This window comes from Microcoleus sp. D2_18a_D3, assembly GCF_036702455.1.
Classification (GTDB): Bacteria; Cyanobacteriota; Cyanobacteriia; order Cyanobacteriales; family Microcoleaceae; genus Microcoleus.
This window is the reverse complement of the sequence record NZ_JAUBTK010000001.1, coordinates 214,130-231,824: the sequence shown is the minus strand read 5'-3', so window position 1 is coordinate 231,824 and position 17,695 is coordinate 214,130. Positions and strand designations below refer to the sequence as shown.

The following is a 17,695-nucleotide window of genomic DNA, read 5'->3' as shown; positions in this document are numbered from 1 at the left end:
TTTACAGGCTAAATAGGGTTTTAATGATTTTAATTTTGGCTGTATCAATGCCACATTCAAGTTTGGAAATAGGAGTTAGGCTTTTCCACTTGCCTTTATTCGCGGTGAAGATAGCATCGGCAGTTTTTTCGGCATCAATATTTTCAAAGCCGCCTATTTTATTAGTTGATAAGTAATTGAGACGATCGAAAATCTCATCTCTTGATGCACGTTTCACGCTGACTGCTTCAGGCGGTGGCGGCGGCGGTGGTGGCGGTGATATAGAAAATACTTTAGCAATAAAATCTAATCTCGCTTTCGTCAAACCACATTGTAACTTAGTCAGAGGGGTGAAATCTGACCATTGCTCGCGGTTAGAATCTACAATTTTAATGGCAGTTTCAATTGGTTTTACATTCTTCCAATTATGCTCTTTAACTAAGTATTTAAGTACAGCTATAATAGTATCTTTTGATGCTGTACTCAGATTGACTGTAGGATTTGCTTCTCGCGCTAGAATCTTCGCTTGTTCAATATTTGATGGTTTTGGGTCAATGACAATGCACCATGCTCGCTCTAATTGAGCTTGTTTAGCAACAGCATAGACAAAGTTATTGCTCACAACTTCATACTGATAATCGCCTGTTTCTTTGACGATAATCGGAATCCAATTGCGATTACCCGATTGTAAAATGGCTTCGGCTGCTCCGGCAATAATAAACTCTGACTCAGAGCAGGATTCTGCTGATTCAATTTTAGCTAACTCCAAGTGCATTAACTTACCGATGTTTTCTGAATTATTCATACAAGAAATACTCCCTAGCTAATTTTAAGTAATATTCAGCGGCTTTTTTGTGTTGAAACACCGCTGGTTTTCGAGAAAAAGCTGCACTTGAAACAACTTCATATTCTGGAACACTGAATATAGTTGTGTCAATCACCGTTTTTGTAGAGTTAGGCCAATAATAGGGTAACAAATTAGGATCAAGAATATAATTCTCTCCTTTCTTCAGTGTAAGAATTGCTTTAATTTCTGCATTTGCTCTTTTGATTGATGCCTCAGTTTCTTTATGTTTATTGAAAAATATCGGCAAGGCAATAGGGCCACCGTCTTGCCTAAGCTTCTTAACTTCAGGTAAGAATCCTTTAATCACTTTAGCAGCATTTTTTAAAGATGAAAAGTTATTGTGTTCTGTTGGCATGAGGATTACATCGGAAGCTCTCACACAGCTTTTACTAAAAAAAGTCCAGTTCGTAGGCGCATCAATTAAGATGTAATCATAATCACGAACAAAAATATCAAGCAAATCTCGCAGCCTTGCTGAACCTTTCTCAATTTTTGCTTCCTCCTCATAACTCATGAACTTCGATAATCCTGAATCAGAGGGGATGACATCAAACACCTTAACTAATTGACCTGCTTTATTCTTCAGATTAAATGTTTGAATAGTTTCTTTAACATTAAGTGCTGTCTTACGCAGGCAATCAGATAGTTTGACTTTTCCCTCCTGTAAGCCTAATGAATCTGTTAAATCTCCTTGTTGTGGATCGAAGTCAACAACAAGCACTTTTTTCTGCTGTTGTCGAAGAATCGCAGCCAAGTTGATTGTCGTTGTAGTTTTTCCCACGCCTCCCTTATCATTATAGATGCAAATTGTTAAAGCTTGGGGTGGATTTTCCAGCAATTTCTTAAGTCGAGTAATAATCTCAATGATATTATCTTTGGTTATCCTCATGCAGTCAGTAGCAGGCAATACGATTTTACCATGTTTACGGAATAGCTGGATATCTGTTGAGTTAGTGATCATACCCCATTGAGATGTTGGGCACTTAGGATCAAGAAGATAACGTGTTATCTGTTCTTTAGCTTTTTTGTAGGTGGGAGTACCTTCTGCTAAGTTATTGATTGACTTTCCTGATACTCTCCCTTTAACTTCAATGATTAAGTAGGGGTTAATCTTAGAAACTGACAATTTATCCTCATCGTGATTCTTGCGAGCAGCAAAATCAGCCGAACCCTTCCCTGTTTTAAACTGTTGTACCCACTCATCAGAGCTGAATCCAAGTGCATTTAGAAGGCGTTTGACAAATCGATCTTCGACTTCTGGCTCTTCTGCATTCTCTGAAATACTATCTAAAACTTCATTCCAGTTGATAGTTGTCATAACTTACACCTAGATACTTAAGTAAAATCATAACGCTTGGTTTCAGTTTGTGTCATCGTTAGCTACCTCCCGATCTAGCTATATGAACAGTCAACATACTTTGGGATAACTTATATATTTTATAGTGCGCTTGACATTTTTGCACATCGGTGCAATTTTGGGCGAAAATAAACTAAACTCGCGCTCGGTAACATCACCTAATTTTCTGGATAATTTCTTGAACAGTGAAGGATACGGAGAATTTCTACGCTTTCTTCTTTTACTCGATAGATGATGAGATAAGAGGTATTGGAAATGACAAGTTCTCTAGTAGCTTCTGGGCGACCAACTCTACCCATAAAAGGAAACTCGGCGAGTTGACATACAGCACTCTGAATCCTTAAAATTAATTGGCTTGCTGCCTCTGGATCGTCTTTGACAATATATGCGTGAGCCTGTTCTAGATTTCCCAAAGCTTGTCGCAGCAACTTAATTTTTATTAGTCAACTTGGCAACAACTACTTGGACTTCATCATCGCTGGCAAAGTCTCCAGCTTCGGCCTCGGCAACGCCTTTATTAATCTCATCAAGCAGCCATTGATAGATGTCCAGGTAAGAAGCGATCGCTTCGTTCAAAACATAAGTTAAATCGCGATCGGTGACAGTAGCGATCGCCTTCAGCGCCTCTTTTTTTTCGCTATCAAGGAGAAATGTAAAACTTTCTTGACTCATGGCTGCCCTTTGCGGTTATGGGAAGAGAGTAAACTGGTACTATGATAGCGTATAGATTCCTATTTTGGGGAAAATAAACTGAACTCGCGATCCTCTTCGAGGGCTTCGCTAACGCACTTTTTGAACAAATGATACTACCGCACTTTCAAACCCTAGCCCTTCCGGGTAACAGCTACTCAACTGCAAGCAATTTACTCGATCGAGTAGATAGCTGGCGCCAAGAAGCAACCCGAAAGTTGCAGCAAAGCCAGAGAGGAGAAAAAGGACAATTTTTAACACCTTCCTCAGTCGCAAGTTTGATGGCGGGAATGTTTGAATTTAACTGTCCCGATATATCGCTTTTAGATGCCGGTGCAGGAATTGGTTCCCTGTTAGCAGCCGTTGTTTGCGAGCTTTCTCAGCGCCCAAACAAACCGCACAGCCTGCACGTTACAGCTTATGAAATTGACCTTATTTTGATTGAATACCTCAAGCAAACTTTAGAATTGTGCAGTATAGAATGTCAGCGTTTTGGGATATCTTTTACCTGTGAGGTTCGCGAAATAGATTTTATTCAAGACAGCGCCGATATGTTGCAGCCCAATCTATTTACACAACCAGTAAAACGGGAATTTACCCATGCAATTATCAATCCTCCCTATGCCAAAATAGACGCTAAATCCCAAGCCCGAACCTTGCTGCGTTCTATAGGACTAGAAACCAGCAATCTCTACGCTGGCTTCACAGTTGCTGCCGCTCACCTCCTCAAACCAAAGGGTGAATTAGTGTCGATTACTCCCCGCAGCTTTTGCAACGGTTTATACTTTCGAGACTTCCGCAAAGTATTCCTTCAAATGATGGCTTTGCGCCAAGTACACATCTTTGAATCCCGACAGTTGCCATTTCGCGATGATGCGGTGCTGCAAGAAACTATTATTGTGCGCGCCACCAAACAAATAGAACAGCCAGATACTGTACTAATTACCTCAAGCAGCAGCGTGGGCGACGACCTGGTTTTGTCTCACCAACTGCCCTATACCGCCCTAATTAATCCCAATGATTCCGAGCAATTTATTCGGATTTTACCGGATTCTGTCAGCCAGAAAGTAGTCGAGCAAATGGCTCAATTTACTTGCACCCTAGAGGAATTAGGTTTAACAGTTTCTACCGGAAAAGTTGTAGATTTTCGTGTTCGCTCTGACTTGCGGCTAGAACTGGAAAACGGTACAGTTCCGCTGATTTATCCCGCCCACTTCTCGGCTGGCGGTGTTGAATATCCCACAGCAACGAGAAAGCATCAAGCTTTAGCTGTCACCGAAAAAACTGCTGCACTCCTCGTACCTAACGAACATTATGTTTTGAGCAAGCGCTTCTCGTCAAAGGAAGAGAAAAAGCGAATTGTTGCAGTTGTCTGGGATGCCAATAAAATTAATAGTTCTAGCGTTGGTTTTGAGAACCATTTGAATTACTTTCACCAACAGGGACGCGGATTAGACCTCACCCTGGCGCGGGGATTGGCTGTTTATCTAAATTCGAGTTTGGTAGATGCGTTTTTCCGACTGTTCAACGGACACACTCAAGTTAATGCTACGGATTTACGCAATTTGAAGTATCCTACTGTAGAGCAATTACTTTTACTTGGCGCTCAAATAGGAGAAATATTTCCTAGACAGCGGGAGATCGATCGACTTGTCGAGACACAACTGCTTAACGCGACAAATCCGTTAGAAAATAGCCCAATGACCATCAAGAACCGTATTGATGAATCTCTAGAAATACTTGCAGCGCTGGGTTTTCCAAAAGGTCAGCTTAACGAAGGTTCCGCCTTAACCCTTCTGGCTTTGCTTGACCTCAAGCCAAAGGATGCTTGGGAATTGGCAAAATCTCCACTTCGGGGAATCACACCCATTATGGAATTTATGGAGCAGCAGTACGGTAAAAAATATGCACCAAATACGCGGGAAACTGTGCGCCGCCCGACTGTGCATCAGTTTCTAGATGCAGGTTTAATTGTTGTTAATTCTGACAGTCCCGAACGTCAGGTGAATAGTCCAAGAACGACATATCAGATAGAAGAAAGTGCTTTGGAACTGCTGCGAACTTATGAAACTTCTGACTGGGAAAAAAATGTTCGCGCTTACCTCGTTCATATTAACGGAGAAAAATTTTTGCAGGGTTATTCCAAAAATATAAATATTTTTGAGTCAAAAGGATGCTAAAATGCACTATTTATATGGCTGCCGCTGGCATCGGAATGGCATATACTGTGATGCCAGGGGTTGAATTGACCGGAATTGTCGATCGCACTCAGTAAATCAAATAAGTAACTAGGTAAAATATCTCTGCAATGGAAAAAAAGCATAACGCTGGATTGTGGGTATCAGTATTATACTTCGCTCAAGGTCTCCCTTACACCGTCGTTAATTTAATGTCGGTGATTTTTTTGAAAGGTATGGGAACCAGCAACGAATTGATCGGATTGACAAGTCTTTTGTCTTTTCCTTGGGTGTTAAAAGGTTTGTGGGGCCCGGTAGTTGATTTGTATTCAACCAAACGCAAATGGATTTTAACAACCGAAATCATTTGTGCTTTTCTGTTTGCTTTCCTAGCTTTTGGTGTATTGACACCGGCACCGATTATTATATCACTTGTGATCTTTACGGCGATCGCCTTTGTGTCAGCTACTCACGACATCGCCATTGACGGATTTTATTTAAACACTCTCAATAAAGACCAGCAAGCTTTGTTTGTCGGGGTTCGCAACACGGCTTATAGAGGTGCTGTCATTGCGGGTAGCGGTGTATTGGTGTTCTTAGCGGGGAAACTCGCCGAACAGCATTTAGTCACCGGAAATACAGGCGACACCAAAATATATCAAAACATTCCGCTGTCACTTTTCGGTTCGGATTTTAGCGTGTCTGCGCTTAACTACGGATGGGCGACAGCCTTTGGCATTTGTGCGATTATGTTTGTGCTGATATATCTTTTTCAGCGGTGGTATCTTCCCTATCCTCGCAATTACGATCTGGAATCCGACACTCCTCAACAAAGAACCAGCTTTATCGAAGCATTCAAAACTTATTTTCAGCAAGATCAAATAGGATGGATTGTGGCTTACGTCTTGATTTTTCGCTTGGGCGATGCCTTGACGTTTAAAATGGCTCCGCCATTTTTAATGGATAAAGTGGAGGAAGGAGGATTAGCAGTTTCTACATCGGACATGGGTCTGTTATCGGGTACGATCGGGGTAATGTTTCTGTTAATTGGAGGTTTGCTGGGGGGCTATTTAATTGCAAAACAAGGATTGAAAAAATGGATGTGGCCGACGGCAATTCTGCAAAATTCAACTAACGTGCTGTATTGGCTGTTGGCAATCAATCAGCCGGGAATTGAATGGGCTTATGCTGTAAACTCGATCGAGCAATTTACTTACGGACTTGGCGTAGCTGCCTATACAGTGTTCTTGATGCGGACTGTCCGCCCTGAATACGAAGCATCCCACTATGCAATTACAACGGCTTTTATGGCCGCTGGAGTGCTGATTCCGGGTGTTTTTAGCGGCTACTTGCAGGCGAGTCTCGGCTATCAAAATTATTTTTTGATGAGCGCGCTGGCTGTGATTCCCGGTATGCTGACCATTTTCTTTCTGCCCCTAGAAGATGAGAAAAAATTAGCATCCATGCCCAGACCTGGACTTGACGATTTCGAGTGAACGAACCTGACGGTCAACTGAGTACAGTTAGACCGCAGGCTTCTTTTTCCTTTTTTGCAAAGGCTTTTTTGAGTGACGGAGTTCCCCCGCCACTTTCGCAACTTAGACCAATCTTTTTTATAAGTTTGGCTGAATTCTCATCGCGATCCAAAGATTCTCCACACTGACAAGAATGCCATCTATCTGACAATTCTTTCGGTACTTTGTTAAGGCAATTCCAGCAATGCCCAGATGTGCCTTTGGGGTCAACAAACAGAACAATTTTACCTAACTTCCAAGCAACATACTTGAGGACGCTGGCGAATTGCCCATGAGCAACATCAAGCATTGATTTATTCAAGCCACTTTTAGCTGATTGACCATTCGGCAAGTAAACTAAATTACCGTTGTCAATGTCAGTCTTCGGCTTGGCACGTCTAGTCAGGTTTTTGACACTCAAATCTTCAACAACTAAAACATCACATTTACCGAATAGCTCATGTGCCGTTTTAAACTGAAAATCCAATCTAGCTCTAGCTACAAACTGATGGAGTTTAGAAATCCTGTCCTTGATAACTTTCCAAGGCTTGGAACCCTTCATTTTTTTAGCTAACTTCGTTTGAAGTGTTGCCAATCTCTGGGCCGACTTCCTCAATAATTTAGGATTTTCAACTCTTTCGCCATTAGAAAGATAAACGTAATTAGTAATTCCCAAGTCGATACCAACAGTATTTTCATCAGTCGGTTGAATTTCTGCAACCGTTACGGGAACCGTCTTATCTCCTAGCGTCAGGGAAATATACCACCCATCCGCTTCTCTGATAACCGTTCCCGTCTTAACCTTAAATCCTGTTGGTATTGAACGATGGAAAACCATAGGCACTTGACCTATTTTCGCCAGGTTAATACAAATCCTATTTTGCTCATCTTTAGCAATATCTAAGTTGTCTAATTGAGAGTAAGTGAAAGATTTGTAGTAGTGAAACCCTTTGAACTTGGGTTTGCCTCTACGATTGCCATTTTTGTCCGGCGTGGTGAAATTTGAAAAGGAAGTTTCCACCCTGTTTACAACATCCTGCAAAACCTGCGAATCCAACACTTTGTAATCAGGAAATAGTTTTTTAGTGTTTTTCAGGTCAGCAAGCTGTATGGTTTGCCACTGGACGTATCCGCCTTCAATGTTCGAGAAAATGTCACCTTTTCTGGTCAAAGGATTGCCTGACTCATCCTTTTTTCTACCATCTCTAGTCTGCACCCTAGTTAAGGGAATATTTTGATAAATCTCCTCAACAGGGACTATAGAAAGAATCAAGGGGCAGGCATTGATAGGTGTTCTCGTGGCTTCCCACCACCTAAATCTTTCGCCGAGTCGGTAGTTGTACTGCCGACGACAGAGTTCTAAATGAGCCACAATTGTTGCTAGTTGGGCTTTTGTGGGTTTGAGGCGGTATTTGTATGTCAGTTGCATTGGAAACTTCCTTTTTTCGACCTACTTTAATGTACCATTTTTTCAATTTAATGTTTAGAAAGTACATCAAAGTTAAAGGTACTTGCAATGTCTAATTGTCGGCTTCCGTCCCTCCATCCGACGCTTCTGGACATCACGCTCGGTAATTCCCAACGGGGTACTTCGCGCAGCGCTCAGATTAATCCCCTTTAAATATACCGAGGGACTTCCCGGCTGATAGTTAATATCAAGTCCGATCGCTATAATTATCAGATCCGGGTGGGGCGGGTTTACCCGCGTTGCACAATTTGAGGATGATTCTTGTGGGGAGTAGGGTTAGCCGTCCCGCCTGCTGTGAAAATATACTGGACGGGCGGGACGCCCATCCCACAAAGCAATCAAAATCATCGCCCAATTATGCAACGCCGGTTTACCAATGTCTGCACTAATTTTTCGAGATTTCGGTGAATCCGCCCCTGCTGGAATATTGATGTTTTTAATCATCGAACGAGTATAAATTCTGTGCGCTTGCGTTCATAAGACAAAATAAGGACACAACAATGTTGTGTCCCTACCGAATATCTGTATTGCCAGCCGCCAACTAAATCGCAATAAAATCGCTAGCTGTTAGCGGACTACTGGGAATGCCAGGAATACTGGCAAGAACTTCGCCGTTACTGGCAATTTCAATCGTCGTTATAAAATCGCCTGGAGTAACTCTCAATTGGTTGAAGCTCAAACCTCGGCTCAAACCGATTAAATCTTCACCCTTTTGAAAGTCTACAAATGTATCTGTACCGGCACCTGCTCCTAACACCAATACGTCGCGTCCCGCGCCACCAATTAAGAGATCAGCACCCGCTGCGCCAATGAGTGTATCGTCTCCTTCTCCACCGCTCAAATTGTCATCCCCTTTGCCACCGAATAGCTGGTCGTTGCCGCTGCCACCGCTGATAATATCGTTGCCTTTGTTGCCGATGAGAGTGTCGTTTCCCCCACCGCCATTCATAATATCGTCCGCTGCAAAACCTGATGCTGTATTGTTGGCATCGTCGCCTACTAAATTATTAACTTGGGATAGATCGAGAGCAGTTTTCATTGCCACAACGTTTGCTAAAAAGGAGCTTCCCGGAGCGGTTCTTAATTGTTCTAAACTGCTGCGCGATTCCAGCGATGCTCCCAAGGCAGGCAGTGCAAAGTCTAAGCCAGCTAACAGTTCTAAATAATCGGAATCTGTGAAAGTGAAATCAGGGCGGTTCAACTGGTCTACAGAGATTTCGGCCTGAGTTAAGCCGGGAGGAGGAGCAGTTAACAAACCGCTTTGGGTGTGCTTGTCCAAGACAAGTAGTGGGTTGATAATCGGGTTAGTAAATGTTTGAAGAACTACTTTTCCGGGGAGAAAAGCTTCTCCTCCCAAACTCACAAAATCGCCGCTAACTATGTAGTGAGTTACATTTTTTCCGGCGCCGACTTTCTGCTTAAATGTATTGACGGTGCTCTGAGCAACTCCGGGAGAATTGAAGGTGACAACATCTCCGATCGCAGATGTGAATTCTGTTGCGGCTAGTTGCGTTAAAGCACCCCCCAAGCTGTGTCCGAGAAGGTCTGGGAGCAAGCGACGAGGGTTTTTTGCTGTGTCTTGACCGATTTGTGTCAGCCAATTTCCTAATGCCTGTTTGTTGGCTTCAAATTGGTTGAAACCGACGCCGCGCTTGTCTGCGTTGGCAAGATCGTCTGTGGGCGAGTCGGTGCCGCGAAATACCAAAACAGGCGGTTTGTCTGGGGTGGTGGAAATTAAGCCGATCGCGTGAAATCCAGTTCCGGGATCGTCAAAGGTGCGATCGATTTGATAGCCCGCAGCACTCAAGCCTGTTTGAACTAAAGTTTGAGACTGGGGGTTGTTATCTATGTAAGCAAGTTGCTTGGCTATAATTTCGTAAGCGGCGGGGGAGGATGGCATATTTTTTTATTTCCTGTCGTTAGATTGGGAATTAGTGTGTAAGCTACTTAATTAAGTTTACTGTAAACTTCGGTTATTTACCATATTAATTGGTCATTTTGAGGGGCTTTTTAGGGGCAAATTGATAGACATTTTTTAAGACAAAAAAATATCACGCTACAAAACCCAGGAAGGTTTAGCGCCACCAAAACTACAAATTTTTCTCGCCCTAAAGCTATACAAAATCTACCCGCGTAAGATCGCTGGCAACTACCCCTCTGAGAGTAGCAAGAATTTCGCCAGTAACCGGGATAGTAATTAAAGCTCCGTCACCACCTTGGGTTACTCTAATTTGAGGAAAAGTTAGACCCCGCGACAGTGTAATTAAATCTTCACTGTCTTGAAAATCTAAAATCACATCGGCTCCGCCACCGGATTCCAATACAAAGCGATCGCGCCCCGCACCACCAATTAAAAAATCGTTGCCAAACTCGCCGGAAACCAAATCGTTTCCGTCGGCACCCTCCAAATAATCGTTATCTCTGCCGCCGTACAAGAAGTCATCGCCATCACCACCGATGATGCTGTCATTACCTCGATTGCCTCTGAGAGTATCGTTACCGCCGTTGCCGATAACTGTATCCTCTCCAGGGCCCCCCGTAGCAGTATTGTTGCGAGCGTCGCCTGATAAATAATTGGGTTGTAAGGGAGCTAAACCATATTGCATTTCTCTGATGAACTGCACAAAAGAAAATTCTGGTGCTGTTCTCACACTCTCTGCACCGCCTCTGCTTCTGATGGCGACTGACACATTGGGCAGGGCGAAATTCATCGCAGCGATAAACTCGTTAAAATCTGAATCGTTGTTATAAGTAAATTCAGGACTGTTTAATTGTTCTACGGAAATTTGCCTCTGCAAAAAACCCACGGGCGGAGTAGTTAACAAATTTTCAGTTCGATGTTTTGCCAAAACAGTTAAGGGATTAATACTCGGGTCTGTAAAACTTTGGATAAATACTTTACCCGGAATAAATGTTTCGCCAAACAAGCTGACTACATCTCCGCTGACAATGTAGTGAGTGACATTTTTGTTGCCGACTCTGCCGAGATTTCTCCGAAAAGTGTTGAATGTACTCGCTGATACTCCCGGAGAGTTGAAAGTAAAGATATCGCCGGTCAGAGATGTGTATTCCGTTGCTACAATTTGAGCGACTGCTCCGCCCCAACTGTGTCCGATGACATCGGGCAATAATTTGTTGGGGTTTTTACCAGTATTTTGACCGATTTCTGTGAGCCAATTTTGGATATTATCTTTGTTCTTTTCAAATTCAGGTACACCAATGTCCCGCGAGTCGGAAAAGATAGCGTCGCCGTCGATGAAGTCTGTACCTTTAAATACGAGGGCGGGCGGGTTTTCGGGATTGGATGATCCGAACCCGATCGCATAAAAGTTTGTTTCTGGGTCGTCGAATATGCGATCGATATAGTAGCCATTAGTATCCAGGAAACTCGAAACTTCATTTTGCTCGCTCGGCTTTTGATTCAAAAAAACAATTGATTTAGCCAGAGCTTCATAAACAGCAGGCGAGGCAGCCATAATATTATATTTTGTGTTTGTTGGTATTTGCGATCGCTCTCTTCTTGAGCTAAGTGTCCAATCAACCATTATAGCTGACAAGATTTGTATGGTACACTTGATAATATCAACTCAAGAATAAAGTTTTTGCGGTTATGGGTATCATTCGTCAATACATTGCTCCATTTATAGCGGTATTAGTATTTTTCGCGGCTCTGGTAGCAGTCAGTGCTCGCATCTTTTTGCCTGGTGACATGGCTGCCCCGGCACCGATTGAGGAAGCGATCCCCCAAAAGCAAGCGGCAGTAGTGAATCCAATTTTCTTGGGGCTAAATTATTCAGCTTTCCGTGTCCGCTGAGCTGATGTCTGCTCAACTAATACCGGGCTACCGGCTGCGCTCAGGATCGGGACTCGATCGGGCAAAACTGGTAAAGTTTATGCACCGGACTTACCAAGAGCTTTACCCTGATGGGGAATTGGGACATTTGGCTCAAACTGTCGAGCAGTATTTTTCTAACCAGACGCCGGTTTGGTGGGTAGAGTGCCAGAAAAACACCCAGGAAGAGGCAGAAATTTTGCCCGTGCTTCCCTCGCAGTATCTCAATCCCCAATCTCAGGCGCAAAATCTCCAATCGGTTGTCGGATGTTTGTGGTTGGGAAATGCGATCGACCAAACCACCGGAGAACGCTATGCTCACATTTTTTTGCTGTACGTAGCACCGGAACATCGCCGTCTAGGAGTCGGTGCAGCTTTAGTTATTCATGCTGAAAATTGGGCGCGGGAAAGAGGCGATCGGCAAATTGGTTTGCAAGTATTTCTGAGCAATCAGCCTGCGGTGAATCTCTATCAAAAATTAGGCTATCAAACTCATTCCCTCTCAATGCTCAAGTCTCTTTGAAATATAAATTCTACTGGTTCGGAATCAGGGCTAAAGTCCTGATTCATCCAAATTAGGAGGACTTCAGTCCTCACTACAAACTTAAGTAACAGCAGAGATATTCGTTTGTAGTAAGGATTTTAGTCCTGATTCATCCAAATTAGGAGGACTTCAGTCCTCACTACAAACTTAGGTGACAGCAATTATGAGGACTGAAGTCCTCGCTACCAACTTAGGTGACAGCAGAGGTATTTGTTTGTAGTAAGTCCTATGTTGCACCATTCTCAATTAGCCTTTTATGAACAGGCAAGATGCCTGTTCCACAACAGACAAATTTTCTTGTGGAACAGGCATCTTGCCTGTTGCTGACAATGGTGCAATATCTCAGTAGTAAGGTACTGCGCGTGCACCCTACAATTATTGACTGCTGACTGCTGACTGCTGACTGAGTTGCTTAGGAGCATCCTCTGTGCGGTAAAGTTTTTTTATGAACAATAACGACTACTCCAACGCCCTTGATACTGACACGGAACTGGAAAGCCCTTTGGAGCAAATTTATGACTCCGAACCCCCGCTGCCAGATCCCGAGGAAATGCTGCCTTTGCTGGAATCCCCGGAACCTCAGCACCGGATGATTGCGGCGCGGGCTTTTTGCGAAGTGCAGGACGATCGAGCAATTTCGCATTTAATTAATTTATTGAGAGACGGTTGCCCCTTGGTGCGGGTGAGCGCGGCTTATGCGTTGGGGCGAAATCCGAGCCCCGATGCTGTGGAACCCCTGATTCTTCAACTTAACTGCGACTGGAACGGTTACGTTCGCAAAGGGGTAGTTTGGGCCTTGGGAAATTGCAGGGATCACCGCGCTTTGCCATCTTTAATTGATGCTTTGAGAACTGATATTTCGGCGGTGCGTTTGTGGGCGGCGAGTTCTCTGGGTCAAATGGCAAAAGTTGGTTACTATGTGGTGATTGCTGCGATTCCGCCGTTGATTGAAGCGCTGCGGGGAGATGCTGTGTCTGCTGTGCGAAGTAATTCCGCTTGGGCGATCGGGCAACTGGCACGCGAATTGCCGAATAATATCGTGTACGCTGGGGCGATCGATGGTCTGATTGAAGCTTTAGAAGAAGATGAAGATATGGGCGTGCGGGAAGATGCTAAATCTTCACTCTTGCGAGTCGGCGACCCGCGAGGTTTGCAGATAATTGAAGACTTAGAAATGGAAGGACTTTTGTGATATAATTACTATCATTAAACATCTTTACTAATTACTAATTATGGAGTTCATCAACCCTAAGACGGATTTTGGCTTCAAAAAAATCTTTGCTTCGCCCCAAAGCAAAGAAGTTTTGATGAGCTTTCTCAATGCTATGCTCTACAACGGAGAGCCAACAATTACAGACTTAGAAATAATCGATCCCTACGCCGCGCCGGCGATTACTGGGTTAAAAGATAGTTACCTGGATGTCAAAGCAAAAATTACAGGTGACAAAACTGTAATTATTGAAATGCAGGTGATCAATGTAGAAGCTTTTACTAAGCGGGTCATCTATAACGCCGCCAAAACCTACGCAACTCAACTCAAACCGAGAGAAGGATACTCAAAATTAAATCCTCTCATCGCTCTCACGATTACCGATTTTATCCTGTTTGAAAATACCGAAAAATTCCTGTCACATTTTGTCTTCAAAGAAGTCGAAGAAAACTTCGAGTATTATCGAGAAATAGAGTTAGTGTTTCTCGAACTCCCCAAGTTTCATAAAAAATTAGAAGAAGTTGAAAATCTGATTCAAAGCTGGGTTTATTTTATCAAGAATGCTCCCGAATTGGAGGAAATACCGGATGTATTGGCATCAGTACCAGAAATTCAAACAGCTTTTAATATCGCTAACAGGTCTAATTTAAACCTTGACGAATTAGAAGCATTAGAAAAGCGGGAAATGTTCTTTGAAGACCAACGAGGTGCTGTTATCAAAGGGATGCAAGAAGGTCGCCAAGAAGGTCGCCAAGAAGGTCTAATTGAGGGACAAATAGGATTAATCTTGCGTCAAATCGCGCGGCGCACTGGCGAAATCCCACCAGAAATTCAAACTCGCATCCAGCAGCTATCTCCCGAACAATTAGAGGATTTAGGAGAAATATTGTTAGATTTTAACAGTCAACAGGATTTGATAGCTTGGCTGGAATCGGCTTCCGCATGAATTTATAACTTTTGCACTCCTGATACTAAATCCGGCTTTAATACCCCCTTAATTTTTTATTTGCCGCAGGCGGACTGTGTTTGTGTAATAGCGGTTTCAACCGCCGAGTTTCTAATCTAATAAGTCGGGTTCCCGACGCACAATCATGTCATAAAGCGGTTGAAAGCTAAACCATCCCATGCGGTGAGACCCTACTTGCTGCTGTGTTAAACGCGCACATTCTGGCTTGATGAGAATTGGTTTTCCTGCTGCTTCGGCCATTAACTGAGCTTGACAAGAACGTTCCATTGCAATAAACCACCAAGCCGCTTCATCTACTGTTTGACCTACTGTTAACAGTCCGTGATTTTGTAAGATAATGGCTTTTTTCTCACCTAAAGTTTTGGCTATGCGTTTAGCTTCTTCGATTTCCAAAACAACTCCGGTGTAATCGTCAAATAAACTTTGGTCTTCATAAAAAGAACAAGCATCTTGCGTCAGCGGGTCAAGCAGGCGGCCCAAACTCGACCAACTTTTACCGTAGGGAGAATGAGCGTGGGCTGCTGCAATTACGTCGGGGCGGGCGCTGTGCACTTGGGAATGAATGGCAAATGCTGCTTCGTTTACGGGTTTATTTCCTTCAACAACTTCGCCTTTGTGGTTGACTAAAATTAGGTCGCTGACTCGAATTAAACTAAAGTGCATTCCAAAAGAATTGACCCAGAAATGGTCGAGGTGTTCGGGGTCGCGGACGGTGATGTGTCCGGCAATTCCTTCGCTGAATCCGAAGCGGGCAAATAATCGAAAGGCGGCGGCTAAACGCTGTTTGCGGTGGCGACGTTCTTCTTCAACTGAGTTGAATGTTGGGGGTTGAAAAGTGACTTTGGGGATTTTTATTGCAACCATAGATTTGGGAATTGGGCATTGGGCATTGGGCATTGGGCATTGTTGACTGTTAACCGTTGACTGTTGACTGTTAACTGTTAACTGTTAACCGTTAACTAATGACTACTGACTACTGACTACTCACTACTGACTACTGACTTTATCTTCGCTGAGGCGCAAACCTGCGATGTTTTTGCAGTCGAAGGTGGCGTTATTGCCGGGGTGGCGCTCGATTAATTCGATGATTTGTCCGGCGGGGTTTTGCAGAAACCACTGAGTTAATGAGCCGTAATCTAAAGCTCGATCGGACAGGGGTTTGAAGTTTTTATTTTGCCATATTGTAGCAGCATTCTGCACGTTTTCGACTCGAATCGCGACGTGGTGAACTGCTGCTAATCCTCTTTCTTCCTGGAAACGGTTTTTTTGGTCGCCGGCTGCGTGGGGCGCATCTAATACTACTAAGCCGCCCGCTGGCATTAATAAGGTCATTAAATGCAGCCACAAATCGGAGGGAACGTTAATGTTTGTCGAACAAAAGTTAATCGGGAACAAGTCGGGGCCTTCGACAATTTTGGCGCCGAAGTGATAAAAAGATTCGGCGTATTTTTCGAGTTCGGCGCGGCTGGGAAATGTGATGACAAAGTGGTCGATCGCAACTTGTTCGTCGTACAGGTGTGTTTCAAACGTCCAGGTTGTTAAAAATTCGGGAGTGATAAATTTGGGGTTGAATTCCAGCAAGCCATTTTTTTCGATGAAAGGTGAGTCAAGATGGCTGTCAAGGTTGCGATCGAACTTTAGGGTTTGTAGATTCAAGTTTTTCATCTGTCTTCCCGGATGTTAACTCCGCAAAACTGCGAATTTTGTCTGCAAGCCGAAAGTTAACGCACATTTGGTGCGCCTTAATTCAAAAATAACACAAAATTTAATACTGCGAAGCCGATCGCGCGCTCGCAACTCCCAAACCTTTACACAGCAAATCTTCCCCAATCTAAAATCTAAAATCGGATGGTTTGCCGATCGCCAGCCCGGCCAACCACGCTGTAGTCCAAGCACTTTGGAAGTTGAAACCGCCCGTCACGCCGTCGATATCCAAGATTTCCCCAGCAAAGAAAAGTCCGGGACAGCGCCGACTTTCCATTGTCTTGAAATCGACTTCTTTGAGGTTGACACCGCCGCAGGTGACGAATTCTTCCTTAAATGCGCCTTTTCCGGCAATCTGATATTCGCCTTGAACGAGTTCTTGCAGGAGGCGATCGAGGATTTTGTTAGATAAGTCTGCCCAGCGTTTTTGCTCATCAATGCCGATCGAACTTGTCAAACGTTCCCACAGGCGGCGCGGCACCGGAAACGGACAGCTAGAGACAATCAATCGGTGCGACAACTGCGACTTAACCGCTAGCAGTTGCTGTCGCAAAACTTCCGCATTGTACTGGGGAAGCCAATTAATCAGCACAGAGGTTTTATAATGGCGATCGTGCAAAAATCTCGCACCCCAAGCAGATAGTTTCAGGACAGCAGGCCCGCTCAAACCCCAGTGAGTAATTAGCAAAGGCCCGCTTTGTTCTAATTTAGCTCCCGGCAATTTCACCTTAGCATTAGGAACAGAAATTCCGGCTAAATCTTTGATTCTGCTGTCGGAAATATTAAAAGTAAATAGAGAAGGAACGGGCAGTTCTACAGTATTACCTAACTCTTTTGCCCACTTATAACCCAATGGATTGCTGCCTGTAGCGAGAAGAATGCGATCGCACTTAAAACTCTCCCCGGATTTCAACTCAATTTCAAATGTAGGGGCGGTGCCCCCGTGCCCGCCCTCCAATGTTAATTTCTTTACAGAAACTACTGCATCACCGGTGCGAATTTTCACGCCTGCATCCTCAGCAGCGCGGATCAAACAGTTAACAATTGTCGCCGAATCGTCTGTAATCGGAAACATTCGCCCGTCTTCTTCTGTTTTCAACTTCACACCGTGACCGGCAAACCATTCTACAGTATCGCGGGGTTGAAATCGAGTAAAAGCACCGCGCAGAGCTTTCCCTCCTCTGGGGTAATTCTGCACTAAAACACCAGGGTCAAAACAAGCGTGAGTAACGTTGCAGCGCCCGCCACCAGAGATGCGAACTTTTGCCAGGAGTTGCCGGCCAGCTTCTAGTAAAGTGACGCGGGCCTGCGGGTAGGTTTTGGCACAGGTAATTGCACTAAAAAAACCAGCAGCACCGCCGCCAATGACTGTAATTTTGAGCATTCGATCGGACAAATTTTTTCTC

17 protein-coding genes are annotated in these 17,695 nt (G+C 44.0%); 6 read left to right on the top strand and 11 right to left on the bottom strand.

Features of this window, described 5'->3' with window-relative positions; translation table 11 throughout:
- Position 1: 1 nt before the first annotated feature.
- The 4 genes from QUB06_RS01080 to QUB06_RS01065 form a co-directional block, all read right to left on the bottom strand.
- Entirely contained in the window at positions 2–784 is a 783-nt protein-coding gene (locus tag QUB06_RS01080; protein WP_333433863.1) for a hypothetical protein, read from the bottom strand.
- Positions 777–2,144: an AAA family ATPase gene (locus QUB06_RS01075; RefSeq protein WP_333433862.1), complete on the bottom strand. Its 1,368-nt coding sequence runs from the start codon at positions 2,142–2,144 to the stop codon at positions 777–779. The genes QUB06_RS01080 and QUB06_RS01075 overlap by 8 nt, the downstream gene beginning before the upstream one ends.
- Positions 2,145–2,341: 197 nt before the next feature.
- Positions 2,342–2,611 carry a type II toxin-antitoxin system RelE/ParE family toxin gene (locus QUB06_RS01070; RefSeq protein WP_333433861.1) on the bottom strand — a complete coding sequence of 90 codons (270 nt, stop codon included), beginning with the start codon at positions 2,609–2,611 and terminating at the stop codon, positions 2,342–2,344.
- Between the two features lies 1 nt (position 2,612).
- Positions 2,613–2,855, bottom strand: coding sequence for a CopG family transcriptional regulator (locus tag QUB06_RS01065; RefSeq protein ID WP_333433860.1), 243 nt, complete (start codon positions 2,853–2,855; stop codon positions 2,613–2,615).
- Between the two features lie 128 nt (positions 2,856–2,983).
- Here QUB06_RS01065 and QUB06_RS01060 point away from each other — a divergent pair, with 128 nt between their 5' ends.
- Positions 2,984–5,053, top strand: coding sequence for an Eco57I restriction-modification methylase domain-containing protein (locus tag QUB06_RS01060; RefSeq protein ID WP_333433859.1), 2,070 nt, complete (start codon positions 2,984–2,986; stop codon positions 5,051–5,053).
- A 128-nt stretch (positions 5,054–5,181) separates the two neighbouring features.
- A complete protein-coding gene (locus tag QUB06_RS01055) occupies positions 5,182–6,546 on the top strand; it encodes an MFS transporter (RefSeq protein ID WP_333433858.1) in 1,365 nt (454 codons plus the stop codon).
- A 13-nt stretch (positions 6,547–6,559) separates the two neighbouring features.
- On the opposite strand, the gene QUB06_RS01050 is transcribed toward QUB06_RS01055, so the two are convergent.
- From QUB06_RS01050 to QUB06_RS01035, 4 genes are all read right to left on the bottom strand, one after another.
- Positions 6,560–7,993: a transposase gene (locus QUB06_RS01050; RefSeq protein ID WP_333433857.1), complete on the bottom strand. Its 1,434-nt coding sequence runs from the start codon at positions 7,991–7,993 to the stop codon at positions 6,560–6,562.
- Between the two features lie 315 nt (positions 7,994–8,308).
- Positions 8,309–8,476: a hypothetical protein gene (locus tag QUB06_RS01045; protein WP_333433856.1), complete on the bottom strand. Its 168-nt coding sequence runs from the start codon at positions 8,474–8,476 to the stop codon at positions 8,309–8,311.
- A gap of 97 nt (positions 8,477–8,573) precedes the next feature.
- On the bottom strand, positions 8,574–9,932 hold the full coding sequence (locus tag QUB06_RS01040; RefSeq protein WP_333433855.1) for a calcium-binding protein: 1,359 nt from the start codon (positions 9,930–9,932) through the stop codon (positions 8,574–8,576).
- A gap of 214 nt (positions 9,933–10,146) precedes the next feature.
- Complete coding sequence (locus QUB06_RS01035; protein WP_333433854.1) at positions 10,147–11,508, bottom strand: calcium-binding protein; 1,362 nt, start codon at positions 11,506–11,508, stop codon at positions 10,147–10,149.
- Between the two features lie 134 nt (positions 11,509–11,642).
- Between QUB06_RS01035 and QUB06_RS01030 the strand changes: the two genes are divergently transcribed.
- From QUB06_RS01030 to QUB06_RS01015, 4 genes are all read left to right on the top strand, one after another.
- Positions 11,643–11,846 carry a hypothetical protein gene (locus QUB06_RS01030; RefSeq protein WP_333144596.1) on the top strand — a complete coding sequence of 68 codons (204 nt, stop codon included), beginning with the start codon at positions 11,643–11,645 and terminating at the stop codon, positions 11,844–11,846.
- 4 nt (positions 11,847–11,850) lie between these two features.
- Entirely contained in the window at positions 11,851–12,387 is a 537-nt protein-coding gene (locus tag QUB06_RS01025; RefSeq protein WP_333433853.1) for a GNAT family N-acetyltransferase, read from the top strand.
- A gap of 466 nt (positions 12,388–12,853) precedes the next feature.
- Positions 12,854–13,600 (top strand): HEAT repeat domain-containing protein, encoded by a 747-nt coding sequence (locus QUB06_RS01020; protein ID WP_333433852.1) that lies wholly within the window; start codon positions 12,854–12,856, stop codon positions 13,598–13,600.
- Between the two features lie 40 nt (positions 13,601–13,640).
- A complete protein-coding gene (locus tag QUB06_RS01015; RefSeq protein WP_333433851.1) occupies positions 13,641–14,564 on the top strand; it encodes an Rpn family recombination-promoting nuclease/putative transposase in 924 nt (307 codons plus the stop codon).
- A gap of 111 nt (positions 14,565–14,675) precedes the next feature.
- Here the strand turns inward: QUB06_RS01015 and QUB06_RS01010 are convergent, their stop codons facing one another.
- From QUB06_RS01010 to QUB06_RS01000, 3 genes are all read right to left on the bottom strand, one after another.
- Positions 14,676–15,449 carry a class II aldolase/adducin family protein gene (locus QUB06_RS01010; protein WP_333052907.1) on the bottom strand — a complete coding sequence of 258 codons (774 nt, stop codon included), beginning with the start codon at positions 15,447–15,449 and terminating at the stop codon, positions 14,676–14,678.
- Between the two features lie 123 nt (positions 15,450–15,572).
- On the bottom strand, positions 15,573–16,250 hold the full coding sequence (locus QUB06_RS01005; RefSeq protein WP_333433850.1) for a hypothetical protein: 678 nt from the start codon (positions 16,248–16,250) through the stop codon (positions 15,573–15,575).
- A 166-nt stretch (positions 16,251–16,416) separates the two neighbouring features.
- Positions 16,417–17,673 (bottom strand): NAD(P)/FAD-dependent oxidoreductase, encoded by a 1,257-nt coding sequence (locus QUB06_RS01000; protein ID WP_333433849.1) that lies wholly within the window; start codon positions 17,671–17,673, stop codon positions 16,417–16,419.
- Positions 17,674–17,695: the final 22 nt, after the last annotated feature.

Coding starts and splice junctions, on each gene's coding strand:
- QUB06_RS01000 (WP_333433849.1), bottom strand. CDS start 17,673: ATGCTCAAAATTACAGTCATTGGCGGCGGTGCTGCTGGTTTTTTTAGT.
- QUB06_RS01030 (WP_333144596.1), top strand. CDS start 11,643: ATGGGTATCATTCGTCAATACATTGCTCCATTTATAGCGGTATTAGTA.
- QUB06_RS01010 (WP_333052907.1), bottom strand. CDS start 15,449: ATGGTTGCAATAAAAATCCCCAAAGTCACTTTTCAACCCCCAACATTC.
- QUB06_RS01020 (WP_333433852.1), top strand. CDS start 12,854: ATGAACAATAACGACTACTCCAACGCCCTTGATACTGACACGGAACTG.
- QUB06_RS01045 (WP_333433856.1), bottom strand. CDS start 8,476: ATGATTAAAAACATCAATATTCCAGCAGGGGCGGATTCACCGAAATCT.
- QUB06_RS01080 (WP_333433863.1), bottom strand. CDS start 784: ATGAATAATTCAGAAAACATCGGTAAGTTAATGCACTTGGAGTTAGCT.
- QUB06_RS01075 (WP_333433862.1), bottom strand. CDS start 2,144: ATGACAACTATCAACTGGAATGAAGTTTTAGATAGTATTTCAGAGAAT.
- QUB06_RS01060 (WP_333433859.1), top strand. CDS start 2,984: ATGATACTACCGCACTTTCAAACCCTAGCCCTTCCGGGTAACAGCTAC.
- QUB06_RS01035 (WP_333433854.1), bottom strand. CDS start 11,508: ATGGCTGCCTCGCCTGCTGTTTATGAAGCTCTGGCTAAATCAATTGTT.
- QUB06_RS01050 (WP_333433857.1), bottom strand. CDS start 7,993: ATGCAACTGACATACAAATACCGCCTCAAACCCACAAAAGCCCAACTA.
- QUB06_RS01055 (WP_333433858.1), top strand. CDS start 5,182: ATGGAAAAAAAGCATAACGCTGGATTGTGGGTATCAGTATTATACTTC.
- QUB06_RS01040 (WP_333433855.1), bottom strand. CDS start 9,932: ATGCCATCCTCCCCCGCCGCTTACGAAATTATAGCCAAGCAACTTGCT.
- QUB06_RS01025 (WP_333433853.1), top strand. CDS start 11,851: ATGTCTGCTCAACTAATACCGGGCTACCGGCTGCGCTCAGGATCGGGA.
- QUB06_RS01015 (WP_333433851.1), top strand. CDS start 13,641: ATGGAGTTCATCAACCCTAAGACGGATTTTGGCTTCAAAAAAATCTTT.
- QUB06_RS01065 (WP_333433860.1), bottom strand. CDS start 2,855: ATGAGTCAAGAAAGTTTTACATTTCTCCTTGATAGCGAAAAAAAAGAG.
- QUB06_RS01005 (WP_333433850.1), bottom strand. CDS start 16,250: ATGAAAAACTTGAATCTACAAACCCTAAAGTTCGATCGCAACCTTGAC.